Genomic DNA, 25,752 nt, shown 5'->3' with positions numbered 1-25,752 from the left:
CGAGTCTGCGATCACCTCACCTCCGATCAGAAGAGGCCTTCCACTGCGTGAAAGACTCGTCTTCGTCTTCGGAAGACCGCGCGACCTTCTCATCGTCGCGCAGGACCTGAATGAGACCCGAGGTGCCGTCCACGCGCACGACATCGCCTGTGCGCACCAGATCGAGCGCCGAGGGGACGGCCTGCACGACGGTCGGCACACGGGTGACGATGGCACCCAGCACGGCCTTCGTGGTGAGGATGTCGAACACCATCGCCGCCGGCGCGGTGCCCATCAGGCGGGTGCTCTGGAAGAAGCCCGACCATCCCGACGACCCCTTGGCGCCGGGGAAGACCAGCACGCGTCCCGTGAAGCAGACTCCGAAGAGCTCGTGCCGCGGCTCGATGACCGTCCCCGTCGCGACGTCGATGCCGCCGAAGCCGGAAATGGGTTCGTGCGTCACGAGCGCGGGCGCTTCGGCGACACCCGGCACGATCCCGCGGCCCCGCAGCTCGATCACGCGAGGCCCCCGCTCCAACGGCCGGTGACGGCCGCATCGACGCACTCCGCCAGGGTGCCGAACCACGCCTCGATTCCCAGGATGGCCGGCAGGTAGTGCGCCTGCTTGGCCGAATCGGTCGCGAACACCCGGGTGCCCGGGGGCGCGGCCTTCGACATCGCCGGGCAGGAGTCGGTGAGCACGCGCCCGCCGGCGGCCGTGATCGTGCGCGTGTAGCCGTTGCGAAGTGCCATGCTCGCGAGGGCTCGCGGCATCATGACCCACAGCTCCGTGCTCGAGCTCAGGTGCCGCCCCTCCAGACGCGCGGCCAGCTCGGCGACCTGGTCGAGCGAGGCGTGCGGACAGCCGAGCAGCACGAAGTCGACGTCGCGGCTGTTCCCCTGGCCGTTGAGGGCGGCGTACACGGCCTCCCGCTCTCGTCGGCCGTACACGACCGGCTCAGGGACGGGGCTCGTTCCGAACGCGGCCTCGAGGGTGGGCGCCTCGGGCGTCACGCCGGGCATGTGGAAGAGCTCCACTCCGCCCGACGTCGCCGTGGCTGCACCGAAGTGCTTGAGATCCGCGAGGTCCGGCTGCGCCAGCAGCCCGGTGACGGCAGGACGCGCCTCCAGTACCTGTTCGCCGACGAAATAGCCGAACATGCCCCACTCCTGGAACGAGTCGACGTCCACATCAGCCCGGATCAGGTGGGTCGCATGCCGGTTCTCGGCGAGGTGGTTGCCCCACAGGGGGATCTTCCCGGTGAGGGCGGCGGCCCCGGTGGAGGCGGCGCCCTCGCAGTTGGTGCGGGCGCCGAGGACCGAGTTGCAGTAGACGACGGCGGAGGACTCCATCCAGGCGCAGTGCTCACCGCGCACCGGGAGGTTCCCGACCTGATACGGCGTGCACGTCGCCAGGATGTTGACGCCACGCTCGCTGAAGAAGGACTCGGCGTCGTCCTGCAAGCGGATCGAGGACTCGGGATAGAGGGTCAGCCCGTTCGCATCGTCGGCGAAGCCGTGCTGCAGCTGACAGGTCGGCACCTTCATCCGCGGCACCTCGATCTCGCGGTCGCAGTCGAGGTTGATCACGGCGTACGCGCGCGCCCAGCCCCCCTCCTCGAACAGCTTCGCCTTCGCGGGCGACGGCTGGGTCATCGTGCCGGCCACGTTGCGGGTGTCCACGAGACGTTCCGCGCCGAGCGCGTCGCCGTAGCGGATCAAGAGATCCATCGCCGCCGCGACGGCGTCGCCCTCGACGCCGTCGCGCATCCGTGTCTCGTCATCGGTGAGGCGCATCGTCATCACCCGTGGGCGGCCTCGCTCGGCAGCACGACGTGGTCGACGCTGTACGGCGTCTCGGCGAGCGCCTGCGTCATGATCGCCTGCATCACGGGCGCCGGAACGAGGCAGTCCGCGCAGGCCTCCGGCGTCGCGTCGATGCGCACGACGATGCTCCCGGCCTCCGCCGGCGTCCAGCTCAGCACGTACCCGTCGGCGGCCATCATGTCGCTGAACGACGACAGTGCCTCATCGATGACAGGACCGTCCGTCGCGGCGCTCACGATGCCGCTCCGATCGCCTGGTCGGAGTAGGGCTCCGGGCGCGGGGGGTTGAGCGTGAAGATCTCCACCACCGCCGACACGCCGGCGTTGTCGGCCCCGGCCACCATGATCTGCACGGAGGTCGGATCGCTCAGCAGCCGGACCGTCTCCGGCGTACTGGTTCCGCTCGCGGTGTCGGGCATCGAGTCGGGGTGCGCCGTCGCCAAGCGCCACCGCGTCTTGTGCGACAGCGCGTCCTTCCCCACCGACGCCAGGTCCTCACGCGGTCGGACGGCGTTGTCGAAGATGAAAGCGCGGAGCTGGTCCTTGCCCCACCCCGCGGAGGCGAACACCTGCGCATGCTCGGGAGTGAGCACGAGGAGCGCACTGGTGTACTCATGGATGAGCGCCCCCGTGCGCACGATCGTGTCGATGAAGTCGCGCGCGAGCTGCTCGGGCTCCTGCGTATGGCGCGCCTCGATGTGGATGACGGACCGGATGACGAATGCCGTGACGACGTCCTCCCCGCCGTCGTAGCCGTGCTCGACGTGGAGGGCGGGCCACGGGCTCTGCTCCTCGTTCTCCGCGATGCATGCCGAGTACTTCGCCGGGGTGGCCTGCGTCGCCTGGTCGAGCTTGTGCGGGTGCAGGCCGAACACGTTGATGCAACCCAGGCGGATGGCCCGCCCGATGGTGGCGTTCGCGCGGAAGCCCGATCCGAAGATGTTGCCGCGGCTGTTCAGGCCGATGCGCTCGCGCACGGGTCCGTTGACCACGAGCATCGGCGCCGTCCCGGTGGTCGACTGCCAGATGCCCCGCGCCGGATGCGGCTCCTTCGCGATCGCCTCCCAGCCGGCGATCACGACGGGGAGGTATTCGGGGCGGCAGCCCGCGAGCGCGGCGTTGAGGGCCGCGAGACGGACGGTGAGACGTCGATTGAGGTGCGGGATGACGAACAGCACCTCCTCGGGGTCACGATCCGTTGCCGCGAGGAACTCCTCGAGGATCGATGCGGTGACCGGCACGACGGGCAACCCGTCCGTCCAGCCCATGTCCTGATAGTGCTCGAGCAGATTGCGCACCTCCGCGGCATCCAGGGTCCCGTTCTCCGTCGACAGCATCGTCGTGCTCATGGTCATCCTTCCTCCACGCCGAGGATCCGCAGGACCTCCGGCATCGCGGCGAGCGCACGTTCGCGCACTTCGCCCGCGTTCAGGCTCGCCATCGGGTGCTTCACCGCGTGGAAGGCGAATCCGGGGAACCCCTGCACCGTCGCCATCGCCTGCCCGGACATCAGGAAGGAATCCGACGTGATGCTCACGGCCGGGACCCCTGCCCGCTCGAACTTGATGCCGTCGGCGACAGTGGCGGCGCTGCAGGACCCGCAGTCCCCCACCGCGGTGACGACGACGTCGCACTCCTGCACGATCGTGGCGAACAGGTCGTCCTGCACCGGCGTGCCGAAGTAGTCCTTCGTGAACAGACGCGTATCGGCGGCACCGTGGTCGGCGACCAGGCGGGCGCCGATCTCCTCGAGGAGCATCGTCGCGTTGGGCTTGGTGTTGTCGAGCAGACCGATCGTCAGGCCGCGCAGCGATACCGGGCGCGGTGAGAGGGTCGCGTCGGCCGCGCCCTCCTCCATACCGGTGGGGTCCAGCAGCGGTTCCAGCAGTGTCATCACGATCTCCCTCTCCACGTCGTCGTCGGCGTGGCGCCAGGATCGCATCGCACCCGGGGCTGCCTCCATCGGCGTTTCCGCTACGTGGAAGGGTGCGTGCCTCCTGGTCGGCCGCTCACCAGGATGGGGAAAGACCGATGCCGCCCGAGGAGATGCCGTGACCCACCCCGTGCCCGCGACGATGCGGGCGGCCGTCCTGGCCGACGATCGCCTCGAGATCGCACGCATCCGAACCCCGATTCCTCAGCGCGGTGAGGCCCTGCTCGAGGTCATCGCGTGCGGGGTCTGTCATACCGACCTCCACGTGATGCGGGGCGAGGTCGCCTTCCCCCGGCCTGCGGTGCTCGGTCACGAGGTCAGCGGCCGTGTCGTCGCCCTGGGCGATTCCGGCGACAGCCGTTCGGGCGACGGGTCCGGGCTCGCCGTCGGAGACATCGTCGTCGCCGGCTTCATCATGCCGTGCGCCTCGTGCCGGGAGTGCCTGCGCGGCCGCGACGATCTGTGCATCGAGTTCTTCCGGCGGAACCGGCTCGGGGGCACGCTGTACGACGGCACGAGCCGCCTTTCCATGCCCGACGGCTCCTTCCTCGCCATGTACTCGATGGGCGGTCTCGCCGAGTACTGCGTCGCTCCGCTGACCGCCTTGACCGCACTGCCCGAGGGGCCCGACCATGAGGCCTCTTGCCTCCTCGGCTGTTCCGGTCTCACTTCCTACGGCGCGGTCTTCCGAGCGGGAGCAGTCGAGACCGGCGCCACCGTGGCCATCGTGGGCGTGGGGGGAATCGGCTCCAGCCTCATCACCATGGCCCGCGCGGCCGGTGCGGCGGAGATCATCGCCGTCGACATCGCGGCCGCGAAACTCACCCGTGCCCACGAGTTGGGCGCGACGGCCACCGTCGACGCATCGACGGAGGATCCCGTCGAGAGGGTGCGCGCACTCACCGGCGGAGTGGACGTGGCCTTCGAGGCCTTGGGCAACCCCACCACGTTCGCGCAGGCGGTCGGCATGCTCGCCGACGGCGGACGGATGGTGGCCATCGGCATCGCCGCCGGTGCGAGCACCGCGGCGGTGCCCATCACTCCGCTGGTGCGACGCGGGCAGCAGATCATCGGGTCCTTCGGCGGACGCACCCGCACGGACCTGCCGGCCGTCGCGGAGCTCGCGGCATCGGGCCGCTTCGACCCGGCCGCCCTGATCACCCGGCGGTACCGGCTCGAGGAGGCCGCGGCGGCCTATGACGCACTGGCGCGCGGTGAGATCACCGGTCGCGCGATCATCACGATGGGCGACGCCCTCGTACGAGAGGAGCAGCGATGACATCCGACACCCTGACAATGGACGATCTTCCCGGCCTCGCCGGGCGCGAGCTCGGGCCGTCATCCTGGCTCCGCATCACGCAGGACGACATCGACGTGTACGCCGACCTCACCGGCGACGACAACCCGATCCACGTCGATGAGGCCGCCGCCGCCGCATCGCCGTTCGGTGAGCGCATCGCCCACGGCATGCTGACCCTCAGCATGGTCGTTCTTCCGCTGCGCGAGATCTATCGCGTCGCCGATGCCCGTATGGGCATCGTCTACGGCTACAACCGCATCCGGTTCCCGCGGCCCGTCCCCTCCGGCGGACGGGTTCGGCTCCACGCCACCGTCGCCGATGTGACGACGATCTCCGAGGGCTTCCAGGTCACCCTCGCCCTGACCTTCGAGCTCGAGGGCGGGGGCGACAAGCCGGCGGTCGCCGCCGAGCTCGTCCTGAGGCACTATCGATGAGCGCCGTGAGCCTGGACGGACGGGTCGCCGTCGTCACCGGCGCCGGACGGAGTCTCGGCCGCGCCTACGCCCTCGCACTGGCCGACGCCGGTGCCGCGGTCGTCGTCAACGACGTGGACGAGGATGCCGCTGCTCGGGCGGTCACCGAGATCACCGGGCGCGGCGGCCGGGCCGTCGCATGCATCGGCGCGGTCGGCCCGACCGAGACCGCTGAACGACTCGTGGCGGCGGCGCGGAGCGCCTTCGGACGGTTGGACATCCTCGTGGCCAACGCGGGCGTGCTGCGTGACCGCGTGCTCTGGAAGATGGGCGACGCCGACTTCGACCTGGTCGTCGCCACGCACCTGCGCGGGTCGTTCACATGCGGCCGGGCGGCGGCGACCTACATGAGGGAGCAGGGCGAAGGCGGTCGCATCATCCTCATCGGGTCTCCCGCCGGCCAATTCGGGAGCTTCGGGCAGACCAACTACGCCGCGGTGAAAGCGGGCCTGGTCGCCATGGCGCGCACGTGGTCGCTGGAGCTGGCGCGCGCGGGAATCACCGTGAACACGGTCGTCCCCACCGCCCTGTCCCCCATGACCGCGACGATCCCCGCCTACACGCAGGTCTACGAGGACTACCTGGCGGGCCAGCCGATCCCGCCGGACATCCGACGCGACAACGCCCTCGGCACGCCCGAGGACGTCGCTCCGCTGGTCGTGTGGCTGGCCTCCGCCGACGCCGCCGATGTCACCGGCCAGGCGATCGGCATCGGCGGCGACCGCCTCACCCTGTACGCGCATCCGGCAGCTCTGGAGACCTCGTACCGTGACGGGGGATGGGATGCCGAGGGCATCGGCGACGCCTGGCGCTCGCAGTTCGCCGGCCACGCCCAGCCGAGCGGACCGCCCTCGCGTGAGGGAAGCGCGTGACCGCGGTGCACTACAGCGACCTCTGGCAGGCGATCGCGCATGCCGACTCGGAGCGGCCGGCGATCGTGACGGCCGACGACATCCTCACCTACGGCCGGTTCGCCGCCGAGGCCGGCGCACTGTCGAACCACCTCAGGGCGCGCGGACTCCGTCCGGGTGACGCCGCCGCCATGCTGCTGTACAACCGCCCGGAGTACCTCACGTTCCTCTGGGCATGCCTGTCGATCGGCGTCGCCCCCGTCGCGATCAACTATCGATACCGCGCCGGCGAGGTCCGAGCGCTGCTGGACGACTGCGATGCGCGAGCCCTCATCTTCGCAACGAGCTTCCACGGCATCGTCGCCGAAGCGGTCGTCGGTCTCGAGCCGGCGCTGGAGCTCATCTCGGTCGATGACGGCGGCGCCCCGATCGACGGTGCGACGCCGTACTCCCGTGTCATCGACGCCGGCGGGACGATGCCCCCGCGCGCCCCTTCGGGGGCCGACATGCGCCTCTACACCGGCGGCACCACCGGCACTCCTCGGGCGGTGGTGTGGGATATGGACACCCTCCTCCATGCGCGGCGCCAGTCGACGTGGGGCATCATCGACGTGGAGCCACCGGGAGACCTCGCGGCGGCGGTGGCGATCGCCGTCGACCCCGGCACTCCCCGCGTCGTCACGCTCCCCCTTCCTCCGCTGCTGCACGGCACGGCGCAGTCCACGACCATGGGGACGCTCGCGCTCGGCGGCACGATCGTGCTTCAGGCGTCAGCGCACCTCGATGTGGAGGAGGCGTTGCGGCTCGCCCGCGCCCACGACGTGACTCGAGTGGTCGTGGCGGGCGACGCCGTCGCACTCCCCTTCGTGGAAGCGCTCGAGCGCAGCGGCGACGGCCTCCCGCGGCTCGACTCGGTCATGAGTTCGGGCATGCGATTCAGCGACGACGTGAAGGCGCGGCTGCACCGGCAGGGCGACATCATGATCGTCGACCTGCTCGCCTCCAGCGAAGGCGGCCCGTTCGCGTTCGGCATCACCCGGGGGGAACACGATCTCCCCACCTCCCTGGTGACCACCCCGGACACCGTGCTGCTCGATCCCGATCTTCACGAGGTGGCTCCGGAACAGGGCGCCGTCGGCATCCTGGCCTTCCGCGGCATCCTCCCCGTCGGCTATTACCGCGACCCGGTCAAGACCGCGGCGACCTTCCCCGTCATCGATGGGCATCGTTACGTCATGCCCGGCGACTGGGCGCGCGCGCGGGGGGACGGGTCGATCGAGCTTCTCGGCAGGCTGAGCGCAGTCGTCAACACCGGTGGGGAGAAGGTCTTCCCCGCTGAGGTGGAAGAGGTTCTCCTGTCTCATCCCGGGATTGCGGACGCGATCGTCTTCGGTCTCCCCGACCCTCGATTCGGTGAGGTCGTGAGCGCGATGGTCGTGCCCGCGGCGGGTGCGCCGATCGATCTTGCTCATCTCGCCCGGCACGTCGACGCTCAGCTCGCCGGGTACAAGAAGCCTCGGCATTGGTTCGTCCGCACGTCGCTCGGCCGCTCGCAGACCGGCAAGGTGGAGCTGGCCCGCGTGAAGGCCGATGCCGCTCAGGAACTCGCCGACCGCCACACGAAGGAAGCCTCCCCATGAACGCACCGACAGGCATCGACCTCTCCGCTGTGACGGCCGTGGACGTGCACGTGCACGTGCAGATCGACGACAGCGGACGCACCGCCTCCCCACCCGCGCTCACCGAGGCCATGGCGGCGTATTTCGGCAGCAGCGAGAAGCCGCGCACGGTCGACGAGACAGCGGACTATTACCGCGAGCGCCGCATGGCGGCGGTCGTCTTCACGGTGGACGCCACCACGAATCTCGGCCACGCACCGAACAGCATCGACGATCTGGCGGCCGGCGCCCGGCGCAATGCCGACGTGCTCGTCGCCTTCGGCAGTGTCGACCCGCTGCAGGGCGAGGCTGCGGTCGAGGAAGCCCGGCGTCAGGTGCTCGAACTCGGCGTCCGGGGATTCAAGTTCCACCCCTCCGTGCAGGCGTTCGACCCGTCCGCTGAGCAGTTCGACCCCCTGTGGACGCAGATCGAAGAGCTGGGCGTCCCGATCATCGTCCACACAGGACAGACGGGCGCCGGCGCCGGGACGCCGGGCGGGTGGGGCTTCCGACTGTCGCTGTCGAATCCGATGCTGCTGGACGATGTCGCCGCGCGGCATCCCCGGCTGCAGGTCATCATGGCCCACCCCAGCGTTCCGTGGCAGGACGAGGCGATCTCGATCGCCACCCACAAATCCAACACGTGGATCGACCTCTCCGGGTGGTCACCCAAGTACTTCTCCCCCGCACTCGTGCGCGCGGCGCGCACCTATCTCACCCAGAAGATGCTCTTCGGCTCCGACCTCCCCGCTCTGACGCCCGACCGCTGGCTGAACGACTTCGCCCTGCTCGAGTTCCCGGAGGACAAGACCCGGATGATCTTGAAGGACAACGCCGCGAGGCTGCTGGGGCTGACGGGGTGACCGAGCGGACGGACCTGTTCGGATTCGCCGAATCGCTCACCGCCGCCGAGACCGAGAAGCTCGCCGGCTTGCGCGCGCTCCTCGAGGAACGTGCTCGTCCGCACCTCGCGCGGTGGTGGGAGGACGCGACCTGCCCGGAGCACCTTCGCGCCGAGATGGCCGCTCTCCGGCTGGAGGACGACCCCGCGCTCCTCACGGCCGACGGCGCTCCTCGGCCCGTCTACATCGGGTTCCGCCATTTCGAACTCGCCCGCTTCGACATGTCGATCGGCACCCTCTACGGCGGTCAGGTCGGCATGTTCCGCACTCTGGTCCGGGAAGGCGGATCCCCGGAGCAGATCGAGCGTTGGGACCCGCGCATCCCGTCCTTCGAGCTGACCGGATGCTTCGCCCTCACCGAACCGGCACACGGATCGGACATCGCCGGGGGGCTGGAGACCACGGCGGTGCGCGTCGGCGACTCGTGGCGGATCTCCGGGCGCAAGCGATGGATCGGCAATGCCGCCATCTCCGACGTCCTCGTCGTCGTGGCCCGCGATGAGGTCGACGGCAGCGCGAAGGCGTTCGTCGTGCCGCGCACCTCCGACGGCGTGACCGTCACCGACATCTCGGGGAAGATCGCCCTGCGCATGGTGCGCAACGGCGACATCGTTCTCGACGATGTCGTGGTGCCCGAGCACGACCGCCTGCAGCGGATCGATTCGTTCCGCGACCTGTCCCGCATCCTCGCCGACCTGCGCTTCGTGGTGGCTTGGAACGCCGCCGGCCTGCAGGCCGGCGCCTATGAAGCGGCGCTGCGGTACACGCTCGCTCGTGAGCAGTTCGGCAGACCCGTCGCAGGCTTCCAGCTCGTCCAGGAGAAGCTGACGCGGATGCTGGGCAACGCCACCGCGACGCTTGCCATGGCGATGCGGCTGACGGAGCGCCGCGCGTCGGGAGCCGCCGAGGACGCTCACGCCGCGCTGGTCAAGACGTGGGCCGCCGACCGGGCGCGGGAGACGGTCGCCCTGGCCCGGGAAGTCTGCGGGGCAGAGGGCATCCGGGTCGACACCGATGTGGCGCGATTCTTCGCCGACGCCGAGGCGCTGTACACCTTCGAGGGCACGCACGAGATCAATTCCCTGATCGTCGGCCGCGCCATCACGGGACTGAGCGCGTTCACACGCTGATCGTCGACGCGTCGTCGCTCGGGCCTCCGGAGACCGGAGACCGTCAGCTCTCGACGCGACCGAAGCCCGCGGCGTCGAGCGTGCGCGAGATGGACGCAGCCGTGAGACGCACGAGGTGGATCATGTTCTTGCCGTCCACGTCCTTCTCCGTGAGTGCCAGGGAGACCGCCGCGACGACGGAGTCATCCGACGCACGCACGGGAGCCGCCACGCTGATGTGGACTTTGTCCACCTGGCGGTCACTCACGGCGTAGCCGGTGCGGCGGATGTCATCGAGGACGCGCTCGAGCACGACAGGGTCCGTGTAGGTGCGAGGGGTGAAGGCCTCCAGCTCACCGGCCAGCACCTCCGCCCGCACGTCCGCCGGGGCGTTGGCGAGGAGCACGAGGCCGATCGCCGTCGCGTGCATGGGGTAGCGCACGCCGATCTGGGGTCGCCTCACCTGGCGGCGCGGGCTCTGGAACCGGTCGATCGACACGAGCTCCAGTCCCTCGCGGATGGCCAGGTGGGACGCGTACCCGGTCGTCTCGTAGAGGTCCTGCATGTGCGGGCGCGCCAGGCGCTGAAGACCGACGGATCTCGGGGCCAGCGACGCCACCTCCCACAGCCGCAGACCGATGTTGTAGCGGCCCTCCGCATCACGCTCCAGGGCGCCCCATTCCGTCAGGCGTCCGACGATGCGGTGGCATGTCGCGATCGGCAGGTCGGTGCGTCGGCTGATATCAGACAGCGACTGCCTCACACGGCCGCCCTGGAAGGTACCCAGGATGGCGAAGGCCCGATCGATCAGCGAGCGCGCGCCGTCCTCGGAAGTCTCACCGGCCTTCGCCCCGTGGTCGGTCACGCCGCGAGCACCACCCGCAGCTGCTCGAGCGCCCAGTCGAGCTCCGTCGAGCGGATCACGAGCGGCGGCGCGACGCGGATCGTCTGCCCGTGGGTGTCCTTGACGAGTACGCCGCGGGCGAGGAGCTTCTCGGCGACCTCGCGGCCCGTGCCGACCGCGGGGTCGATGTCGATGCCGGCCCAGAGACCCGCCACACGCACGGCGGTGACGCCGTTGCCCAGGAACGCCTGCAGCTTCTCCTCGAGGTGCGCGCCGAGCGCGGCGGCGCGGCGCTGGAACTCGCCGGTCGCGAGCATCTCGACGACGCGGAGCCCGACGGCGCAGGCGAGCGGGTTGCCGCCGAACGTCGACCCGTGCTCGCCCGGCTGGATGACGCCGAGCACCGCACGGTCGCCGACGACGGCCGACAGCGGGAGGATGCCGCCGCCCAGCGCCTTGCCGAGCAGATAGAGGTCGGGCACGACCTCTTCGCGGTCGCACGCGAACGTGGTTCCGACGCGACCGAGTCCCGACTGGATCTCGTCGGCGATGAACAGCACGTTCTCGCGCGTCGTGGTCTCGCGGACCGCGCGCAGGTATCCGGTCGGCGGCACGACGACGCCGGCCTCGCCCTGGATGGGCTCGATGAGCACCGCCGCCGTGTGCGGAGTGATGGCGGCCTCGATCGCCGCGGCATCCCCGTAGGGCACGTGGACGAAGCCGGGGGCGTACGGACCGAAGTCGTCCCTCGCCGACGGGTCGTCGCTGAAGCCGACGATCGTGGTGGTGCGGCCGTGGAAGTTGCCGTCGGCGACGATGATGCTCGCCTGGCCGTCGGGGATGCCTTTGGTGCGGTATCCCCATGCCCGCGCGACCTTGATGCCGGTCTCGACCGCCTCCGCGCCCGTGTTCATGGGCAGCACGACGTCCTTGCGGCAGAGCGTCGCGAGCGCCCCGGCGAAGGCGCCGAGCTGATCGTTGTGGTACGCGCGACTGGTGAGGGTGAGCCGGTCGAGCTGCTCGCGGGCGGCGGCGAGGATCGCGGGATGCCCGTGGCCGAAGTTCAGTGCGGAGTACGCCGCGAGCAGGTCGAGGTAGCGCTTGCCCTGCACATCGGTCACCCACGACCCCTCGCCGCGGGAGATCACGACGGGGAGCGGGTGATAGTTGTGCGCGACGTGCTGGGCCTCGTCGAGGATGACGCGGGAGCTCGCCTCGTCGAGCGCGGGCGCGTGCGGGGCGCTCATGATCGGGCGTCCCTCAGCTCCAGGGTGCAGCACTTGATGCCGCCGCCGCCGAGCAGCAGCTCCGACAGGTCGACCATGATCGGGTTGTAGCCGCGCTCGCGCAGCTGCGCTTCGAAGCCCTTCGCACGCGGCGAGATGATCACGTTGTAGCCGTCGCTGGAGGAGTTCAGCCCGAACACCGAGCCGTCCTCGTCGGAGACCAGGATCGCGTCAGGGTAGCGCTCGGTGAGGATCTGCCGGCTGCGCTCGTCGAACGCCGACGGCAGATACGCGATGTTCGCGGCATCCACTCCGCCCTCGCCCTGCACCGGGTCGAGCACGGCGATCGCGGTGTCGAGGTGGTAGAAGCGGGGGTCGGTGAGGGTGAGCGAGACGACCTCGCGGCGGAAGACCTCGCCGATCTCGCGGTGGCTGTCACCGGTCGAGCGGAAGCCGGTGCCCGCGAGGATCGTGTCGCCGACGAGCAGGAAGTCGCCCTCGCCCTCGTTGACCTCGACGGGCTCGCGCACGTCGTAGCCGCGGTCGCGGAACCAGTCCATGAACGCCGGGCCCTCGGGGCCGCGCTCGCGGAAGCGGAACTTGGCGCCGTACGCGACGCCGTCGATGAGGAAGCCGCCGTTGGCCGTGTAGACCATGTCGGGCAGGCCGGCGATCGGATCGATCAGCTCGACCTCGTGCCCGAGGGCGACGTAGGCGTCGTAGAGGTCCTGCCACTGGGCGACGGCCTTGGCCGTGTCGGTCGGCTTGGCCGGCTCCATCCAGGGATTGATGGTGTAGCTGACGGTGAAGTGCTCCGGGCGGCACATGAGGTACCGGCGGCGCTGGGCGACGCGTCCCGTGGTCGTGGCGGTCTCGGTGGTCTCCTGCGTGGACATACTGCTCCTCGAGCGGAAGGTGCGGCGGACGCTGTCCAGGGGCCCGGCGGAGCTGAGAGAAGCCGTCGACTCGGGCACGCCGTCCTCATTCTCGCACGACCGCCCGCGGGAGGTCGGGAGCGGGAGTACGATGGTTGACCTGCGACAACCACCGGTGACGGCGGGCCGCAGCATCCCGACTCCCTCTTCAGAACGAGGCCTCGCATGTCCGCCACCGTCGCCACCGATCCGCGCTCCTCCGCGCCGATCATGACGCACCGCATGATCCTGTTCGTCATCTTCGGCCTCATGGCCGGGATGTTCCTCTCCGCGCTCGACCAGACCGTCGTCGGCACCGCGATCCGCACCATCGGCGACGACCTCCAGGGCCTGAGCCTGCAGGCGTGGGTCACGACCGCGTATCTGATCGTCTCGACGATCTCGACGCCGATCTACGGCAAGCTCTCCGACATCTTCGGCCGCCGTCCGCTCTTCCTCATCGCCATCGTCATCTTCATCATCGGCTCGGTGCTGGCGAGCTTCTCCACCTCGATGATCGAGCTCGCCGCCTTCCGCGCGATCCAGGGACTCGGCGCCGGCGGACTGATGTCCATGCCGCTCGCGATCATGGGCGACATCCTCGCCCCCCGCGAGCGCGCCAAGTATCAGGGCTACTTCCTCGCCGTCTTCGGCATCTCCAGCGTCATCGGCCCCCTCGTCGGCGGACTGTTCGCCGGCTCCGGCGAGATCCTCTTCATCACCGGCTGGCGCTGGGTGTTCCTGATCAACGTGCCGATCGGCATCGTCGCGCTGGCGATCGTCTGGCGCTTCCTGCACATCCCGAAGCAGCCGCGGCACTCCGTGCGCATCGACTGGTGGGGCGCCACCACGGTCATCGTCGCCCTCGTGCCGCTGCTGCTCGTCGCCGAGCAGGGCCGCGAGTGGGGCTGGGGCTCGGGCATCGCCATCGCCTGCTACGTCATCGGCGCGATCGGCATCCTCTCCTTCGTCATCGCCGAGACGCTGATGAAGGACGACGCCCTCATCCCGCTCAAGCTCTTCCGCTCCCCCACGTTCTCGATGGCCACGGTCATCGGCGTGCTCGTCGGCTTCGGCATGTTCGGCGCGATGCTGACCCTGCCGCTCTACCTGCAGCTGGTGCTGGGCTCCACGCCCACCGAGAGCGGCTTCCAGATGCTGCCGATGATCCTCGGCCTGATGATCGCCTCGATCGCCAGCGGTCAGATCATCGCCCGCACCGGCCAGTACCGGATCTTCCCGATCCTCGGCACCCTCCTGATGTCGGTCGGCTTCTTCCTGCTCACCTTCATGAAGTTCGACACGACGTACTGGTTCGTCGCCGGCGCGATGCTCGTCATCGGCCTGGGTCTGGGCCAGCTCATGCAGACCCTGACGATCGCGAGCCAGAACTCCGTCGGGCTGCGCGACATGGGCGTGGCCACGAGCTCGTCGACGTTCTTCCGTCAGATCGGCGGAACGCTGGGCACGGCGGTGCTCCTGTCGCTGCTGTTCACGCTCATGCCGTCGAACATCATCGGCTCCTTCTCCGACGACTCGACCCTCACCGGGGCGCTCGACGCCGCCTTCGACCCGGCCGTGGCGACGGCCCCGCAGAACGAGCAGATCATGGAGTCGATCTACACCCCGATCGTCTCGCGGGTCACCGAGCAGACCACCGCCCAGGTGCAGGACGGCGTCGATCAGGCGACGGATGCTGCGACCCAGGCCGTCGCGGCACAGGTCGCAGCCGGGCAGATCCCCGCTGCGGCGCAGGAGGCGGCGACCGCCGCCGCCGTCACGCAGGCCCGTCAGGCCGCCGCCCAGCAGATTCAGCAGCAGGTGCCGGTCGCCCGCGTCGCCGACGACGGGACGGTGAGCCTCGACTTCAGCGACGCCGCGGCGCGCTCCGCATTCGTCACGACGCTGGCGACTACGCTGCAGGACCAGTTCACCGCGGGCGACGGCGACACCTCGATCGGCGACTCGACCCTCAACGACACGTCGTTCCTGGTCTCCGCCGACCCGCGTCTGACCAAGCCGTTCCTCGTCGGGTTCAACTCGTCGGCCGTCACCGTCTACTGGGTCGCGATGAGCGTCGTCCTGCTGGCCTTCGTGCTGTCGCTGTTCTTCAAGACCCCGCCCCTGCGCGCCAAATCGGCGCTGCAGGAGGCCGCGGACGAGCGGGACGAGAAGCAGGCCGCGGAAGACGACGAGCAGGCCAGGGCCGCGGATGCCGCGACCAAGACCGGCTCGCTCGTCCTCCCCTGACGCGCCCTCAGATCACCGCTTCGCTCCACCGGTCGGCATTGCCGAACCGGTGGGCGGTGATGGCGATGGCCTGCTCGTGCAGGAACGGGAGCAGTTCGATCCTCCCGGCCGTGGTGACCTCGTTGGCGTAGACGGCCAGATCGGGGTCGCCGGCGACGGCCTCGGCGAGGTCGCCGTGCAGCGCCGCCACCGATTCCGGCGGTCCGACGAGACGCACGCGCGGGGCGCGCGCCGAGTCGGCGCCCCTGCGGGTCGACATGCGTCCGAGCCACTCCGCGTCGCTCTCCACGAAGACGGAGACGTCGGCGTCGCCCAGGGCGCGTCGCACCTCGGCCGGCAGCCCGGTCGGCAGCCCGGTCGGAAGGCTCACCGCGAAGGTCGATCCCGAGCGGATGCCGGCCAGCACCACGCGCAGGATGCTCTGCCATGATGCGTCCGCGGTCGCCCGGACGGCGACGTCCACCGGACGGTAGCGGAAGAGGTTGCGCTCGACGCCCAGGCGCGACACGTCGCGCACCTGGCCGAACTCGCGGCTCCACGAGATCGCGTCCGCTAGCGCGCCGCGGCGCAGCCACTCGAAGGCCTCGTAGTCCAGTGACGGCTGCGCGGCCTCGATCACCGCGGTGATGCGCGAGTCCAGCCCGCGCAGGTGCAGCGTCGCCGACGACGGCCCACCGCTCGACGGGCGCCAGGAGCCGAGGCCGATGAGGTAGTTCGGGCCGCCGGCCTTGGTGCCCGCGCCCACGGACGAGCGCTTCCAGCCGCCGAACGGCTGCCGCTGAACGATGGCTCCCGTGATGCCGCGGTTGACGTAGAGGTTGCCCGCCTGCACGCGGTCGAGCCAGAGCGCGAGGTCCTCGGGGCTCTGCGTGTACAGCCCGGCCGTGAGCCCGTAGGCGACGGCGTTCTGCAGCTCGATGGCCGCGGCGAGCGTCGGGGCGTGCATCACGCCGAGCACCGGACCGAAGACCTCCTCGAGGTGGAAGCGCGATCCCGGCTGCACGCCGGTGCGGATGCCCGGCGTCCAGAACCGCCCCGCGTACTCCTCACCGTGGTCGAGGGGGCGCGGCTTCACCAGCCACTTCTCCTCGCCCTCAAGCTCGCTCAGCGCCCAGGCGAGCTTGCCCTGGGGCGGCTCGATCACGGGTCCGACCTCGGCCAGCGGATCGCTGGGCGGGCCGACGCGCAGCGAGGTCGCGGCATCCACCAGCTGGCGGGCGAACCGCTGCGACCGGGCGACCGGGCCGACCAGGATCGCCAGCGACGCGGCGGAGCATTTCTGCCCGGCGTGCCCGAAGGCGCTCTTGATGAGGTCGGATGCCGCCAGGTCGAGGTCGGCGGACGGCATGACGATCATGGCGTTCTTGCCGCTGGTCTCGGCGAGCAGCGGCAGGTCGGGGCGCCACGAGCGGAAGAGCGCGGCCGTCTCCCAGGAGCCGGTGAGGATGACCCTGTCGACGTCGGGGTGGGAGATCAGGCGCTGGCCGAGGTCGCCTTCGTCGATGTCGACGAGGGCGAGCACCTCGCGCGGCACGCCGGCGTCCCACAGAGCATCGGCGATGACGGCCGCGCAGCGCCGCGCCTGGGGCGCGGGCTTGAAGACGACGCCGGATCCCGCAGCCAGGGCGGCCAGCACACCGCCCGCGGGGATGGCCAGCGGGAAGTTCCAGGGCGGCGTGACGACCGTGAGACGCGCGGGCACGAACACCGCACCGCTGACACGATCGAGCTCCCGTGCCGTGGCCGCGTAGTAGTTGGCGAAGTCGACGGCCTCGCTGACCTCGACGTCGGCCTCCGCCAGCATCTTGCCGGTCTCCGAGGCTGCGACCTCGATGAGCTCGCCACGGCGGGACTCGAGCACGCGCGCGGCGTTCTGCAGGACGGCCGCGCGGTCGGCGGCGGGCCGGGAGCCCCACGCGACCGCGGCATCCCGCACGTTCGCGACGATCTCCTCCAGTCGATCGGCCTCGTCGACCAGCGCGGCGTCGATCGTCGCCTCGCCCTGCGTCGAGGCCGCCACCCGCGCCACGATCCGCCGCGCCCACTCGCGGTTGGCGGGCAGCGAGGGGTCGGAGTCCGCGGCGTTGGCGAAGCCGGGGGCGCCGAGCGCCCGCTCGGTCGATTCGCGCGGGGCGAAGACGGCGGTGTCGACGAACGCCTGCCCGCCGAAGCCGACCGCGTTGCTCTCCGGTGCGAGCGGAACCGTGTCACCGGGCTCGGCCGACGCGGACCGCGCGATGCCCAGCACGACCTGCGTGGCGTGGTCGTCGTCGGCGTCACGCGTGAGCACGTCAGCGGTGTCGGTGGTGTCGGATGCGTCGGGGCCCGCCTCGGCCGACCGGTCCTGCGAGCGGTGCGACCCGACGGTCAGCGCGGGATCGGCCGCCCGGCGCAGCGACGCCTCGAAGCGGTCGCGCTCCCGGGCGAACATCGACGGGTCCTCGGCGATGTCGAAGGCGGCCGAGAGGAAGTTGTCGCTCGAGGCGTTCTCCTCGAGCCGGCGCACCAGGTAGCTGATGGCGACGTCGAACTCGTCGGGACGCACCACCGGAACATAGAGCAGCACGTGCCCGACCTCGCGCGCGACGGCCTCGACCTGGCCCTGGGCCATGCCGAGCAGCATCTCGAACTCTATGCCGTCGCGGACGCCGCGTTCACCGGCCAGCAGCCACGCGTACGCGATGTCGAAGAGGTTGTGCCCGGCCACGCCGATCCGCACCGCCGCGGTGCTCTCGGGGCGCAGCGCCTCGTCGAGGCAGCGGAGGTAGTTGGCGTCCGAGTCGACCTTGGCGTCGTAGGTGGCGAGCGGCCAGTCGTGCATGACGGCGTCGACGTGCTCCATCGCCAGGTTCGCACCCTTCACCAGGCGGATCTTGATGCGCGCGCCGCCGACCGCGACGCGCTCCTGCGCCCACGCGGTCAGGCGGCGGAGGGCCGGAAGGGCGTCGGGCAGGTAGGCCTGCAGCACGATGCCGGCCTCGAGCCCCCGGAGGCGCGGATCCTCGAGAATGCGCGTGAAGACGGCGATCGTCAGATCGAGATCGCGGTACTCCTCCATGTCGAGGTTGATGAAGGTCGGTCCCTGGGGTGCGTCCGCCGTCGAGGCGGCGGTCTCGTACAGCGGAAGGAGCCGGTCCACGACCTTGTCGACGACCTCGTCGAAGGCCCACATGGAGATGTGGCTCGCGATGGCCGACACCTTGACGGAGACGTAGTCGACGTCATCGCGGCGGATGAGCTCGTGAATGCCCTCGAGGCGGCGCAGCGCCTCCTGCTCCCCCAGCACCGCTTCGCCGAGCAGGTTGAGGTTGAGGCGCGCGCCGGACTCACGCAGCGCCGCGATCGCCGGCCCGAGCTTGTCGGGGCGTGCGTCCACGACGAGGTGGCCGACCATCTCGCGTAGCACGCGCCGAGCGATCGGCACGACCGGCGTCGGCAGGACGGGAGCCATGGTCCCGCCCAGCCGGACGGCGCCGCGGAGATACCAGGGAAGGAACCCCGGCACGAGGGGCGCCACGCGCTGCAGATTGGATGCTGCGGCCGACAGGCTCTCGGGACGCATGACGCCGTCGACGAACCCGATCGTGAAGGGCAGGCCGTTCGGGTCCTTGAGCACGCCGGCGAGGCGCTCGGCCGCCGGGTCCGCAGCGACGGCGGCGCTCTCGGTCGTCCAGCGCTGCGCGAGCTCGATGGCGCGCTCCGCCAGGTCGTCCCTCACCGCGTATCCCGTCGACGTCATCGTCTGCGCTCCCCTCGTCGTCGTGCTTCCAGAGTGCACCTCGGCGTTCGTCATGCCCTCAGCCTGCGGCACGGGAAGCATCGAGAAAAGCGAACATCTACGATGGGTACTCGTCGAGGAAATCGAGGGATGACGTGTTCGAACTGCGCCGGCTCCGTCTGCTCCACGAGCTTTCACTCCGCGGCACGCTCGCAGCCGTCGCCGAGGCTCTCTCCTACAGCCCGTCGACCGTGTCCCAGCAGCTGACGCAGCTGGAGAAGGAGGCCGGCGTCCCCCTGTTCGTGGCGGACGGGCGCGGTGTGCGACTGACCGACCACGGCGAGCTCCTCGCGGCGCATGCGGCGCGCGCTCTCCAGCTCGACGAGCAGGCGCGCGGCGAGCTCGACGCGCTGCGGCCCCAGAGCGCGCCGGTGCGCGTCGCGGTCATGCAGTCGGCGGCGCAATCGCTCGTCCCGCCCGCCCTCGCGCTGTTGGCGACGAAAGAGCCCGACCTCGCGGTCTACGTCTCGCAGGTCCCCCCGGAGGAGGGGCTCTTCGAACTGCGCACGCGTCGCTACGACCTCGTCGTCGCCGAGCAGTACCCCGGGCACACGCGGGAACAGCAGCCGGGACTGCTCCGGGTATCGCTCGGTCGCGACCCCATTCGCCTTGCCCTCCCGCGAGGGGAGAGCCGGGCGCAGCTCGAGCTCCTCGCCGAACGCGCCTGGGTGATGGAGCCGGTGGGCACCGCGGCACGTCAGTGGGCGACGCAGCAGTGCCGCGCGGCCGGATTCGAGCCCGACGTGCGCTTCGAGATCGCGGACCTCACCGCGCACGTCGGTCTCATCGCCGACGGGGTGGCGGTCGGGATGCTCCCCGAACTGGTGAGGATGCCGACACCGCAGGACATCGACCTGCATGACCTTCCGGGTGCTCCGGCGCGGGAGATCTTCGTCGCCATGCGGGAGTCATCCACACGACCCGCCATCCTGGCTGTGCGAGATGCGCTGCGCGATGCCTTCGCACGTCGGAAGCCGCAGAACGGCCGTTAACGAAGAATAGCCACCCGTCATCGGGTGGCTATTCTTCGTTGTAAAGAGGTTGTTCGGCGGTGTCCTACTCTCCCACAGGGTCCCCCCTGCAGTACCATCGGCGCTGAGAGGCTTAGCTTCCGGGTTCGGAATGTGACCGGGCGTTTCCCTCTCGCTATGGCCGCCGAAACACTTGTGATGTTTCAATCGTGCACACAACAACAGTTGTTGGTGCGGTTCTCGACCGTACATCGAGAACCACTCAGTGGACGCAAGCACCATGAACGGTGTGTTATCAAGTCATCGGCTTATTAGTACCGGTCAGCTTCACGTGTTGCCACGCTTCCACATCCGGCCTATCAACCCAGTAGTCTGGCTGGGAGCCTCTCACCATAAATGGTATGGAAGTCTCATCTTGAGGCCGGCTTCCCGCTTAGATGCTTTCAGCGGTTATCCATCCCGAACGTAGCTAATCAGCGGTGCTCCTGGCGGAACAACTGACACACCAGAGGTTCGTCCAACCCGGTCCTCTCGTACTAGGGTCAGATCCTCTCAAACTTCCTGCGCGCGCAGCGGATAGGGACCGAACTGTCTCACGACGTTCTAAACCCAGCTCGCGTACCGCTTTAATGGGCGAACAGCCCAACCCTTGGGACCTACTCCAGCCCCAGGATGCGACGAGCCGACATCGAGGTGCCAAACCATGCCGTCGATATGGACTCTTGGGCAAGATCAGCCTGTTATCCCCGAGGTACCTTTTATCCGTTGAGCGACAGCGCTTCCACAAGCCACTGCCGGATCACTAGTCCCGACTTTCGTCCCTGCTCGACCTGTCAGTCTCACAGTCAAGCTCCCTTGTGCACTTACACTCGCCACCTGATTACCAACCAGGTTGAGGGAACCTTTGGGCGCCTCCGTTACTTTTTGGGAGGCAACCGCCCCAGTTAAACTACCCACCATGCACTGTCCCTGAACCGGATCACGGTTCGAAGTTAGATATCCAGAGTGACCAGAGTGGTATTTCAACAATGACTCCACATGAACTGGCGTCCACGCTTCAAAGTCTCCCACCTATCCTACACAAGCCACACCGAACACCAATACAAAGCTATAGTAAAGGTCACGGGGTCTTTCCGTCCTGCTGCGCGTAACGAGCATCTTTACTCGTAATGCAATTTCGCCGAGTTCGCGGTTGAGACAGTTGGGAAGTCGTTACGCCATTCGTGCAGGTCGGAACTTACCCGACAAGGAATTTCGCTACCTTAGGATGGTTATAGTTACCACCGCCGTTTACTGGGGCTTAAATTCTCAGCTTCGCCTTGCGGCTAACCGGTCCTCTTAACCTTCCAGCACCGGGCAGGCGTCAGTCCGTATACATCGTCTTGCGACTTGGCACGGACCTGTGTTTTTAGTAAACAGTCGCTACCCACTAGTCTCTGCGGCCACCACACCCTTTTCCAGGCAAGCTGGTATAAGTGGATGGCCCCCCTTCTCCCGAAGTTACGGGGGCATTTTGCCGAGTTCCTTAACCACGATTCTCTCGATCTCCTTGGTATTCTCTACCTGACCACCTGAGTCGGTTTGGGGTACGGGCGGCTGGAACCTCGCGTCGATGCTTTTCTTGGCAGCATAGGATCACCCACTTTTTATCCGCATCGTGTCTCAGCCTTAATGAGTGACGGATTTGCCTATCACTCGGCCTACGCACTTGCCCCGGGACAACCATCGCCCGGGTTGGGCTACCTTCCTGCGTCACACCTGTTAATACGCTAACCGCACCAGCATGGGGTCGTGCGCTAGGCCCAACGCTCTCACCCCGAAGGGATCGATGCACTGGGATTCAGGCACTTAGCACCACTGGATTAGCTTGGGCGGTTCTTCGCCGGTACGGGAATATCAACCCGTTGTCCATCGACTACGCCTGTCGGCCTCGCCTTAGGTCCCGACTTACCCAGGGAAGATTAGCTTGACCCTGGAACCCTTGGTCTTTCGGAGGACGTGTTTCTCACACGTCATTCGCTACTCATGCCTGCATTCTCACTCGTGTAGCCTCCACGGCTGGTTCACACCGCCGCTTCGCTGGCCACACGACGCTCTCCTACCCATCAACACGGCTGGACCACGAAGGCCTACCAAAAATGTCAATGCCACAACTTCGGTGACGTGCTTGAGCCCCGTTACATTGTCGGCGCGGAATCACTTGACCAGTGAGCTATTACGCACTCTTTCAAGGGTGGCTGCTTCTAAGCCAACCTCCTGGTTGTCTAAGCAACTCCACATCCTTTCCCACTTAGCACGCGCTTAGGGACCTTAGTTGGTGGTCTGGGTTGTTTCCCTCTCGACTATGAAGCTTATCCCCCACAGTCTCACTGCTGCGCTCTCACTTACCGGCATTCGGAGTTTGGCTGACGTCAGTAACCTTGTAGGGCCCATCGGCCATCCAGTAGCTCTACCTCCGGCAAGAAACACGCAACGCTGCACCTAAATGCATTTCGGAGAGAACCAGCTATCACGAAGTTTGATTGGCCTTTCACCCCTATCCACAGCTCATCCCCTCAGTTTTCAACCTAAGTGGGTTCGGTCCTCCACGACGTCTTACCGTCGCTTCAACCTGGCCATGGATAGATCACTTCGCTTCGGGTCTAGGACATGCGACTGAATCGCCCTATTCAGACTCGCTTTCGCTACGGCTACCCCACACGGGTTAACCTCGCCACATATCGCTAACTCGCAGGCTCATTCTTCAAAAGGCACGCTGTCACCCCTACTAAGGAGGCTCCAACGGTTTGTAAGCAAACGGTTTCAGGTACTATTTCACTCCCCTCCCGGGGTACTTTTCACCTTTCCCTCACGGTACTTGTCCGCTATCGGTCATCTGGGAGTATTTAGGCTTATCAGGTGGTCCTGACAGATTCACACGGGATTTCTCGGGCCCCGTGCTACTTGGGATACTCTTCACGCCAAGACAAGGCATTTCGACTACGGGGTTCACACCCTCTATGACCAGGCTTTCAATCCTGTTCGTCTATACCTTCTTGTCACGCCGGCTGCTCGGCAGAGCAGCCCGAAAAGTCCCACAACCCCGAATACGCAACTCCTGCCGGATATCACACGTACTCGGTTTAGCCTGTTCCGGTTTCGCTCGCCACTACTAACGGAATCGCGGTTGCTTTCTCTTCCTGTGGGTACTGAGATGTTTCACTTCCCCACGTTCCCTCTACCCGCCCTATATATTCAGGCGGGAGTCACTAGGTCGGCACGCCGCCCAGCGGGGTTTCCCCATTCGGACACCCTCGGATCACAGTGTGCTTATCCACTCCCCGAGGCTTATCGCAGATTGCTACGTCCTTCTTCGGCTCCAGATGCCAAGGCATCCACCGTTTGCTCTTAAAGACTTGAAATCACATGAGTTCATCAAAGAATCGGACCACACCCAAAGGTGTGACTCGAAATTGACTAATGATCTTTAAGATCATCAAAACAAGACAACCCTTACGGGTCATCTTGAAGATGCTCGCGTCCACTGTGTAGTTCTCAAAGTACGGGCGGTACCCCACCCCCACCACCATCCGGTGACAGAAGGCAAGGCCCAGAGGAAAGAAGCAACCACCCGAAAGCAGTCACGACCGGTCCCTCAGGACCCAACAGCGTGCATGTGCCACCCCGACCACCCCGAACCTTTCCCACCGCAAGCGGCGTACTCAGCCCGGAACAACCCGAACAGCACCTCGTCATATGTTCCACCCATGAGCTACCAGCGAGAACATTCGTCTCGAACTGGCGCCTGGACAACCACACGACCCCCAAAGGAGGACGCCAGCTGCCAGATGCTCCTTAGAAAGGAGGTGATCCAGCCGCACCTTCCGGTACGGCTACCTTGTTACGACTTAGTCCTAATTACCGATCCCACCTTCGACGGCTCCCTCCACAAGGGTTGGGCCACCGGCTTCAGGTGTTACCGACTTTCATGACTTGACGGGCGGTGTGTACAAGACCCGGGAACGTATTCACCGCAGCGTTGCTGATCTGCGATTACTAGCGACTCCGACTTCATGAGGTCGAGTTGCAGACCTCAATCCGAACTGGGACCGGCTTTTTGGGATTCGCTCCACCTCACGGTATTGCAGCCCTTTGTACCGGCCATTGTAGCATGCGTGAAGCCCAAGACATAAGGGGCATGATGATTTGACGTCATCCCCACCTTCCTCCGAGTTGACCCCGGCAGTATCCCATGAGTTCCCACCATTACGTGCTGGCAACATAGAACGAGGGTTGCGCTCGTTGCGGGACTTAACCCAACATCTCACGACACGAGCTGACGACAACCATGCACCACCTGTTTACGAGTGTCCAAAGAGTTGACCATTTCTGGCCCGTTCTCGTATATGTCAAGCCTTGGTAAGGTTCTTCGCGTTGCATCGAATTAATCCGCATGCTCCGCCGCTTGTGCGGGTCCCCGTCAATTCCTTTGAGTTTTAGCCTTGCGGCCGTACTCCCCAGGCGGGGAACTTAATGCGTTAGCTGCGTCACGGAGACCGTGGAATGGCCCCCACAACTAGTTCCCAACGTTTACGGGGTGGACTACCAGGGTATCTAAGCCTGTTTGCTCCCCACCCTTTCGCTCCTCAGCGTCAGTTACGGCCCAGAGATCTGCCTTCGCCATCGGTGTTCCTCCTGATATCTGCGCATTCCACCGCTACACCAGGAATTCCAATCTCCCCTACCGCACTCTAGTCTGCCCGTACCCACTGCAGGCTGGAGGTTGAGCCTCCAGTTTTCACAGCAGACGCGACAAACCGCCTACGAGCTCTTTACGCCCAATAATTCCGGATAACGCTTGCGCCCTACGTATTACCGCGGCTGCTGGCACGTAGTTAGCCGGCGCTTTTTCTGCAAGTACCGTCACTTTCGCTTCTTCCTTGCTAAAAGAGGTTTACAACCCGAAGGCCGTCATCCCTCACGCGGCGTTGCTGCATCAGGCTTCCGCCCATTGTGCAATATTCCCCACTGCTGCCTCCCGTAGGAGTCTGGGCCGTGTCTCAGTCCCAGTGTGGCCGGTCACCCTCTCAGGCCGGCTACCCGTCGACGCCTTGGTGAGCCATTACCTCACCAACAAGCTGATAGGCCGCGAGCCCATCCCGAACCAAAAAATCTTTCCAACCACCAACCATGCGGCTGTGGTTCATATCCGGTATTAGACGCCGTTTCCAGCGCTTATCCCAGAGTCCGGGGCAGGTTGCTCACGTGTTACTCACCCGTTCGCCACTGATCCACCAAGCAAGCTTGGCTTCACCGTTCGACTTGCATGTGTTAAGCACGCCGCCAGCGTTCATCCTGAGCCAGGATCAAACTCTCCATAAAAAAATGATGCACAACCCCCACCGGAAAAAGGCGAAAAGTCATGCGAGTTCAACCTGACCAAAAGAATGCCATCACTGACAATTCAATTAATCTCAAAGAAATCTCACCAACCAACCCAAAAAAGGATCAGTTGCGAGGTTCATTGGCATATGACAAGTGCACGCTGTTGAGTTCTCAAGGAACGGACGCACCCACGATCCACCGCAAAGCTTCACGTGGGGCAGTTTCCTATCCCCGGCCGCATCCGACTCGGAAGCAACCCGACACAGTTCAGCCGAAGCCGTTCTGCATGTGGGGGTTTCGTTCTCCGCTTGAGGGGGTGAGGCTCTCGGCCTCCCGCATCCCTGTGGGGCGAACTCGATATAACTTACGCAGGT

General features: G+C 67.0%; 17 protein-coding genes and 3 rRNA genes. 8 read left to right on the top strand and 12 right to left on the bottom strand.

Going from position 1 to position 25,752, the window contains the following annotated elements:
* Positions 1-16 precede the first annotated feature (16 nt).
* The 5 genes from ABC304_RS05680 to ABC304_RS05660 are packed head-to-tail and all read right to left on the bottom strand — an operon-like array spanning position 17 to position 3,699.
* Complete coding sequence (locus ABC304_RS05680) at positions 17-499, bottom strand: aconitase X swivel domain-containing protein (protein ID WP_412929468.1); 483 nt, start codon at positions 497-499, stop codon at positions 17-19.
* A complete protein-coding gene (locus ABC304_RS05675) occupies positions 496-1,776 on the bottom strand; it encodes an aconitase X (protein ID WP_412929467.1) in 1,281 nt (426 codons plus the stop codon). Before ABC304_RS05675 ends, ABC304_RS05680 begins: the two co-directional genes overlap by 4 nt.
* A 5-nt stretch (positions 1,777-1,781) precedes the next feature.
* On the bottom strand, positions 1,782-2,042 hold the full coding sequence (locus ABC304_RS05670; RefSeq protein ID WP_412929466.1) for a hypothetical protein: 261 nt from the start codon (positions 2,040-2,042) through the stop codon (positions 1,782-1,784).
* Positions 2,039-3,154, bottom strand: coding sequence for a hypothetical protein (locus ABC304_RS05665; RefSeq protein WP_412929465.1), 1,116 nt, complete (start codon positions 3,152-3,154; stop codon positions 2,039-2,041). The genes ABC304_RS05670 and ABC304_RS05665 overlap by 4 nt, the downstream gene beginning before the upstream one ends.
* Positions 3,155-3,156: 2 nt before the next feature.
* A complete protein-coding gene (locus tag ABC304_RS05660; protein WP_412929463.1) occupies positions 3,157-3,699 on the bottom strand; it encodes a UGSC family (seleno)protein in 543 nt (180 codons plus the stop codon).
* A gap of 157 nt (positions 3,700-3,856) precedes the next feature.
* Here ABC304_RS05660 and ABC304_RS05655 point away from each other — a divergent pair, with 157 nt between their 5' ends.
* From ABC304_RS05655 to ABC304_RS05630, 6 genes are read left to right on the top strand one after another with little or no spacing between them, the layout of a single operon-like run.
* Positions 3,857-5,017: a zinc-binding dehydrogenase gene (locus ABC304_RS05655; protein ID WP_412929461.1), complete on the top strand. Its 1,161-nt coding sequence runs from the start codon at positions 3,857-3,859 to the stop codon at positions 5,015-5,017.
* Complete coding sequence (locus ABC304_RS05650) at positions 5,014-5,472, top strand: MaoC family dehydratase (protein ID WP_412929460.1); 459 nt, start codon at positions 5,014-5,016, stop codon at positions 5,470-5,472. The genes ABC304_RS05655 and ABC304_RS05650 overlap by 4 nt, the downstream gene beginning before the upstream one ends.
* The gene (locus ABC304_RS05645; protein ID WP_459564419.1) at positions 5,469-6,383 is read left to right on the top strand and encodes an SDR family NAD(P)-dependent oxidoreductase; all 915 of its coding nucleotides are present in this window, start codon (positions 5,469-5,471) and stop codon (positions 6,381-6,383) included. Before ABC304_RS05650 ends, ABC304_RS05645 begins: the two co-directional genes overlap by 4 nt.
* Complete coding sequence (locus ABC304_RS05640) at positions 6,380-8,002, top strand: AMP-binding protein (protein ID WP_412929459.1); 1,623 nt, start codon at positions 6,380-6,382, stop codon at positions 8,000-8,002. Before ABC304_RS05645 ends, ABC304_RS05640 begins: the two co-directional genes overlap by 4 nt.
* The gene (locus tag ABC304_RS05635) at positions 7,999-8,883 is read left to right on the top strand and encodes an amidohydrolase family protein (RefSeq protein WP_412929457.1); all 885 of its coding nucleotides are present in this window, start codon (positions 7,999-8,001) and stop codon (positions 8,881-8,883) included. Before ABC304_RS05640 ends, ABC304_RS05635 begins: the two co-directional genes overlap by 4 nt.
* On the top strand, positions 8,880-10,052 hold the full coding sequence (locus tag ABC304_RS05630; RefSeq protein WP_412929455.1) for an acyl-CoA dehydrogenase family protein: 1,173 nt from the start codon (positions 8,880-8,882) through the stop codon (positions 10,050-10,052). The genes ABC304_RS05635 and ABC304_RS05630 overlap by 4 nt, the downstream gene beginning before the upstream one ends.
* Positions 10,053-10,095: 43 nt before the next feature.
* Here the strand turns inward: ABC304_RS05630 and ABC304_RS05625 are convergent, their stop codons facing one another.
* From ABC304_RS05625 to ddaH, 3 genes are read right to left on the bottom strand one after another with little or no spacing between them, the layout of a single operon-like run.
* On the bottom strand, positions 10,096-10,896 hold the full coding sequence (locus tag ABC304_RS05625) for an IclR family transcriptional regulator (RefSeq protein ID WP_412929454.1): 801 nt from the start codon (positions 10,894-10,896) through the stop codon (positions 10,096-10,098).
* Positions 10,893-12,122, bottom strand: coding sequence for an ornithine--oxo-acid transaminase (rocD, locus tag ABC304_RS05620; protein WP_412929453.1), 1,230 nt, complete (start codon positions 12,120-12,122; stop codon positions 10,893-10,895). Before rocD ends, ABC304_RS05625 begins: the two co-directional genes overlap by 4 nt.
* The gene (gene ddaH / locus ABC304_RS05615) at positions 12,119-12,997 is read right to left on the bottom strand and encodes a dimethylargininase (protein ID WP_412929452.1); all 879 of its coding nucleotides are present in this window, start codon (positions 12,995-12,997) and stop codon (positions 12,119-12,121) included. The genes rocD and ddaH overlap by 4 nt, the downstream gene beginning before the upstream one ends.
* A gap of 204 nt (positions 12,998-13,201) precedes the next feature.
* Between ddaH and ABC304_RS05610 the strand changes: the two genes are divergently transcribed.
* Positions 13,202-15,265, top strand: coding sequence for an MDR family MFS transporter (locus ABC304_RS05610; RefSeq protein ID WP_412929450.1), 2,064 nt, complete (start codon positions 13,202-13,204; stop codon positions 15,263-15,265).
* A 7-nt stretch (positions 15,266-15,272) separates the two neighbouring features.
* Here ABC304_RS05610 and ABC304_RS05605 read toward each other — a convergent pair whose 3' ends face one another.
* Positions 15,273-19,004, bottom strand: coding sequence for a proline dehydrogenase family protein (locus ABC304_RS05605; protein WP_412932838.1), 3,732 nt, complete (start codon positions 19,002-19,004; stop codon positions 15,273-15,275).
* Positions 19,005-19,138: 134 nt separating this feature from the next.
* Between ABC304_RS05605 and ABC304_RS05600 the strand changes: the two genes are divergently transcribed.
* A complete protein-coding gene (locus ABC304_RS05600) occupies positions 19,139-20,035 on the top strand; it encodes a LysR family transcriptional regulator (protein WP_412929449.1) in 897 nt (298 codons plus the stop codon).
* Between the two features lie 51 nt (positions 20,036-20,086).
* Here ABC304_RS05600 and rrf read toward each other — a convergent pair.
* The 3 genes from rrf to ABC304_RS05585 all read right to left on the bottom strand — a co-directional run bounded on the left by rrf (position 20,087) and on the right by ABC304_RS05585 (position 25,375).
* Positions 20,087-20,203, bottom strand: a 5S ribosomal RNA gene (rrf, locus tag ABC304_RS05595).
* Between the two features lie 102 nt (positions 20,204-20,305).
* Positions 20,306-23,415, bottom strand: a 23S ribosomal RNA gene (locus tag ABC304_RS05590).
* Positions 23,416-23,852: 437 nt separating this feature from the next.
* Positions 23,853-25,375: ribosomal RNA gene (locus ABC304_RS05585) — 16S ribosomal RNA — on the bottom strand.
* Together the 16S, 23S and 5S rRNA genes form the textbook arrangement of a ribosomal RNA operon.
* Positions 25,376-25,752 lie beyond the last annotated feature (377 nt).

Source organism: Microbacterium jepli, assembly GCF_047237905.1.
GTDB lineage: Bacteria > Actinomycetota > Actinomycetes > Actinomycetales > Microbacteriaceae > Microbacterium.
This window is presented reverse-complemented; position numbering and strand designations above follow the sequence as displayed.

Excerpts from the sequence above, each read along its gene's own strand:
- ABC304_RS05635 (WP_412929457.1), top strand. The coding sequence starts at position 7,999 with ATGAACGCACCGACAGGCATCGACCTCTCCGCTGTGACGGCCGTGGAC.
- rocD (WP_412929453.1), bottom strand. The coding sequence starts at position 12,122 with ATGAGCGCCCCGCACGCGCCCGCGCTCGACGAGGCGAGCTCCCGCGTC.
- ddaH (WP_412929452.1), bottom strand. The coding sequence starts at position 12,997 with ATGTCCACGCAGGAGACCACCGAGACCGCCACGACCACGGGACGCGTC.
- ABC304_RS05650 (WP_412929460.1), top strand. The coding sequence starts at position 5,014 with ATGACATCCGACACCCTGACAATGGACGATCTTCCCGGCCTCGCCGGG.
- ABC304_RS05660 (WP_412929463.1), bottom strand. The coding sequence starts at position 3,699 with ATGACACTGCTGGAACCGCTGCTGGACCCCACCGGTATGGAGGAGGGC.
- ABC304_RS05645 (WP_459564419.1), top strand. The coding sequence starts at position 5,469 with ATGAGCGCCGTGAGCCTGGACGGACGGGTCGCCGTCGTCACCGGCGCC.
- ABC304_RS05610 (WP_412929450.1), top strand. The coding sequence starts at position 13,202 with ATGTCCGCCACCGTCGCCACCGATCCGCGCTCCTCCGCGCCGATCATG.
- ABC304_RS05605 (WP_412932838.1), bottom strand. The coding sequence starts at position 19,004 with ATGACGTCGACGGGATACGCGGTGAGGGACGACCTGGCGGAGCGCGCC.
- ABC304_RS05665 (WP_412929465.1), bottom strand. The coding sequence starts at position 3,154 with ATGAGCACGACGATGCTGTCGACGGAGAACGGGACCCTGGATGCCGCG.
- ABC304_RS05675 (WP_412929467.1), bottom strand. The coding sequence starts at position 1,776 with ATGCGCCTCACCGATGACGAGACACGGATGCGCGACGGCGTCGAGGGC.